This is a genomic window from Bartonella queenslandensis AUST/NH15 (genome assembly GCF_000312585.1).
Lineage (GTDB): Bacteria > Pseudomonadota > Alphaproteobacteria > Rhizobiales > Rhizobiaceae > Bartonella > Bartonella queenslandensis_A.
Genome location: NZ_HE998003.1, coordinates 259839 through 264274, shown reverse-complemented (window position 1 = coordinate 264274; position 4436 = coordinate 259839). Strand labels below are relative to the sequence as shown.

The 4436-nt window shown below is 47.7% G+C and carries 1 protein-coding gene; it reads right to left on the bottom strand.

Going from position 1 to position 4436, the window contains the following annotated elements:
- On the bottom strand, positions 1-4436 hold a 4436-nt coding region (locus BN338_RS06255), incomplete at both ends, for a DUF637 domain-containing protein (protein ID WP_198003683.1).

Sequence of the window (4436 nt, the reverse complement as noted above, 5' to 3'; positions counted from 1 at the left end):
CCACAGTTTAAATTGGAGCATAGCGGTAGCTTCACCCACAGCGCCACCAATCGCACCAGCAGAGCAAGCACCGCTTGCAACCGCGCCTTTTAAGCAGCCAAGACCAGCGTGAGCAACGATCTGTGTGATCGTGTCTATTTTGCCCTCTGCCTTAGCGGTGCCGATTTCTTCCGCTAACGATTTGCCAACCGTATCAGACAAGGCGATGCGCAGATTATTAAAAAAGTTCTTGTCAAGAGAACCGCCTTGAAGAGCCGTTTGCACCCCCGTGCCAATGGCGGCTTTGATCAGGTTCTTTTCCGCCTCACGGGTGATGCGATCAACCAAAGGAGCGGTTTTGGGCAAAGATTGCCCAACACCAGCCATTTCGGTGAGTTGGCTGGTTAAGCCTGCTGTTAACATCGAGGACACAATACCCAGAATATTCTTTGAAGAGCCAAGCTCATGCAATGCGCCGGCAATGTTGCCGCGATTATTCACAAGAGCCACAGCACTTTTGTTAATCAGTGCTTGAACGCCTGCCTGTATCGCTGCATTCATGGCGGTGCTCGAGCCAAGTCCCAAAGCACCAGTAATGGCACTCGCCGCTGTGGACGCTGCGCCACCCGTGACAGCCGTGACAGCCAATGCAACTAAAGCAGCACCAGCTTCTGTCAGACCTTGGGCTTTATAATCCCAGTCTTTAAATTCAGACCTCACGGCCTGCCAATCAACTTGCTTGGCTAATTCTGGATCATCACGCAATTGCTTGACCCATGATAGTCCTGGAGAGCGTGCCAATTGCTCAAGGGATTTGTCAAAATCACCCGTTGTCTCATATTCAACAACAAAGCCATTGCCCGCATCAAGCTTCATGCCCCCACCAGCTTCTATGGTCACATGCTTGATGGTCTCATTCAGATAGCCTTTATCGCTCTCACTCCACCACACAAGGTTTTCATTACGCTGATACGTATCCTTAAAATCTTGATCCTTATTGGTCAGAAACTTGATCTTCCCCTCTGCCGCTAGATGCGTCTCGCCACCACTTTTCAAGCCTACGGCATCAAGGGTGAGATCCCCTTTCTTCGCATCCATAGAGAGGTTGCCTTCTGTTTCTATCGTGGTTTTGTTTGTGGTGACTTCCGTTGATTGTTGACGAAACTTATTCTTTTGCTTCGATTTCTCGCCTTCTTTGCCTCTCAGATCCAAATCAAAACTGCTATAGTCTTGCTCTGAAACCACGTTGAGAGCCCCACCACTGGTGAAATTCCCATTGCCCTTGGCTGTAAATTTCCCCCCAAGGTTAAGATCCCCCCCTGTAACAATGGTCAGATCTTCATCACTGTTGACTTCAGCCAACTGGTGAAGACTGCTTTGAGCGTCATAATGTCCTTTTTTCAAGCTTTGTTTTTGGTCACTCTCTAATACTAATGAGCCCAATGTAGCAGAACCATCAACAATGACCGTCATCGGTCCACCACTGCTCCATTGCCCGCCGTTCATGCTTAAAGCGTCAAGGGAGTGAATGTTTAAATCCTTTATAGAGATGATTTGTGCCTGCTGTCCGCTCCGGTCAACAAAACCATATTCATTCGTGTCACGGATTTTTGTAATCCCATCAATGATTGTCTTCGCATTGAGGGTGATGATATTCCCCAGAATAACCCCTGAAGAATTGACTAAAAGATCCCCACTCTTGAGATCGACAGCACCGCCGCCAAGCAAAAAACCACCATCATTAAACAAAGTTTTCGTGGTTGAAACATGCAATGCATCATCACTCAAGATGCTACCGCTATTGCTAAAACGATCCGCGTTCAGAGTAACGCCATTGCCTTTTAAGTGTGCACTGGCGAGACTTGCTTGCTGCGTTTTGTCCCCATAAATATCTTGCGCAAATGAAGTGTTTGGCGCCAAATAAACGCGAGGCACCAAAACCTCTTGCCCATTTACAACATGCCTCTCAAGCCAGATCATATCTTTTTTGATCTCAGCAATTTGCTGAGGTGTTAATGGCTTACCTAGCTCTAACCCCAAAGGACCTTGCTGTGCGAGTGCATTGTCATAAAGCCTTTGCATTTGCGCATTGGGATCTTCAACATCCAAAAGACCGCGATTGCCTGTCAGCTCAAAAATTTGCTCCCCCACCAGACGATATTCATAATGGGCATCCCCCAACCTTTTAAACGGATGCTCTGGCTTATAACCACCAACCCTTTTGAGGAAATAATCCGATCCCAAAAATTTGCTGGGGTTGATAAAGTCTGGACGCGTTTCTATCAAAAACGACACTTGTGGAGTTTGGTGACCTGCCAACTCTGTCTGGACGTTGCCAAGCCCATCTTGCTTTGGAACTTGTATGGATTCTGGTTCTGGTGTTTGGATACTTGGTGCAAAAAGCGCTTTATGCCCCCTCAAATCATTGATCATCCCCTCTAATCGATCATTGCTGATCTGCGGTTTTGATCCTTCAAAGTCGGTATTTTTACCCCCTGCTAAGCCTTTATCGCCAGAGCTTAAGCCAACTTGCTCTACGCCCTCACGCACCGCATGATTATCAATATAGCCTGTTATCTTGGCATGAAGCGTACCGCCCGCTTCAATTGTGCCATAAACTGCATCATAAGTGCGCGTGGGGATTTCAACAAAAGTAGGTCCATCCCATTCGTCTGCACCGCCTATACACCCTGGATTGCTCCAGAAATTACAGTCTTTGTGTCTGTAGCGTGTTGTCGTCACAATCTTGGTTGTTTCGATTAAATCGCGCCCTTTATTGAGCAGTGTATCGCCTCGCACCTCAATGTTGCCATTGGCAGCAATCAAACTGTAGCTATTGCGGATATCGCCAGCATGAACCGTGAGATGGCGCCCTGCTAAAATCTGTGCCGCATTATGCTTAAAATGTGCCTGCTGACGAATGACTGTCGTATCGATATTTTTCTTAATCTTTGTGTGTTTATCACCACCTGGGATTGGTTCCCATTGTCCTTGCACATAACTGTGACCAACCACTTTATCGGTCACCTCCACCCCACCTTCGCGTAGATTGGAAAGTGCCAAGACATTGAAAGTCATATCGCCTGAAACAGCTTCTAAAAGCCCTGAACTGTTGATCACATGACCAGCCCGCTCTCCCCTTAAGCCACGAATAAGCAAATTGTCTTCAGCAATGACATCGCCATGCTGATTAAGCAAAGAACCATCTAAAGAGAATGTTGCGGACTTCTTCGCGTAAATCAGCCCGCTATTGTTCATATCCCCCGTTACATTGAGGACAACCGCATCACCACTGGAACCAAGAACACCGACATTGTTCAGGGCATCTGTCGTCAAAACAAAAGCGCCACCACTTTTGAGAACCCCATCCCCAGCATTGAAAACAAAAGCACCTTGTACTGACAAGGGATCATGGGGCAAGGGATCATGGTTTGTGGCAACAAGAGTAAAGCTGTCACGGGCTAAAAATGCACCAAAGTTTTCCAAAGACCCAAGCGTTGCCTCAACAACACCCCCTGCCATGGTCCCGTCATTGCGCAAAACACCCTCACTCTTAAGGTTGAGAACCCCGCCCTGCGCCTGCACAAGCCCTGCTTGAGTGAGAATACCTGCCTTCAGTGCGACATCATAAGCGGCGATTTCACTTGATTGGCCAAGCGTCAATATAGCATCACTGGAGAGCTCTACCCGCTTTTGCGAAACAATATGCCCTGTTTGGTGGAGATTTTTTTGCGCATGCAAAGCAATGGCACCATTGCTTTCTATGATTCCACTATTGCTTAAATGTCCATGGCTGTTGAGTTGAAGAACACCACTTGCAACCTTGATAACTCCTGCCTGCGTTATGCTATCAGCAACAACATTGACAGCACCTTGCGCTGAAAGAAGACCATCGGTATTCTCAAAAGCACCGACATCAATCGAAAGACCGGCCTGCGCTAAAACATACGCTGTTCCATCATCCAACGAAGAAGACTGTTGACCATTGTGTGATGAATCCTGTTGAAGAAGCGTTGTTGTTCCATCGCCTTTATTGACAAAAGAGGTGGCAACAAGCTTCATGGCGCCAGAAAAAGCACTCAGGACACCAGCCTCATTCACCACATGCCCCGCACGTTTCTCCTTCAACCCGCCAAGGGTAAAAGCCTCTTCAGCAACAATTTTACCATGCTTGTTGGTCAAATCGCCCTTCAAGGATATGATCATGGATTTTTTGGCATAGACCAGCCCACTATTGCTGATATCTCCCGCCACATTGAGGGCAACGCTCTCACCACCAGAGCCAAGCACACCGGCATTGCCTAATTGCCCTGCGCTCACAACAAAAGCGCCACCACTTCTGATAATCCCGTCCGACGCATTCTCAAGAAAAGCTTGTTGCGAATGAGCACCCTCTTGTTCCCTGATCATCAGGTGCAAAGCATCCGTGGAAATCAACTGACCGTGATTGATGAAGG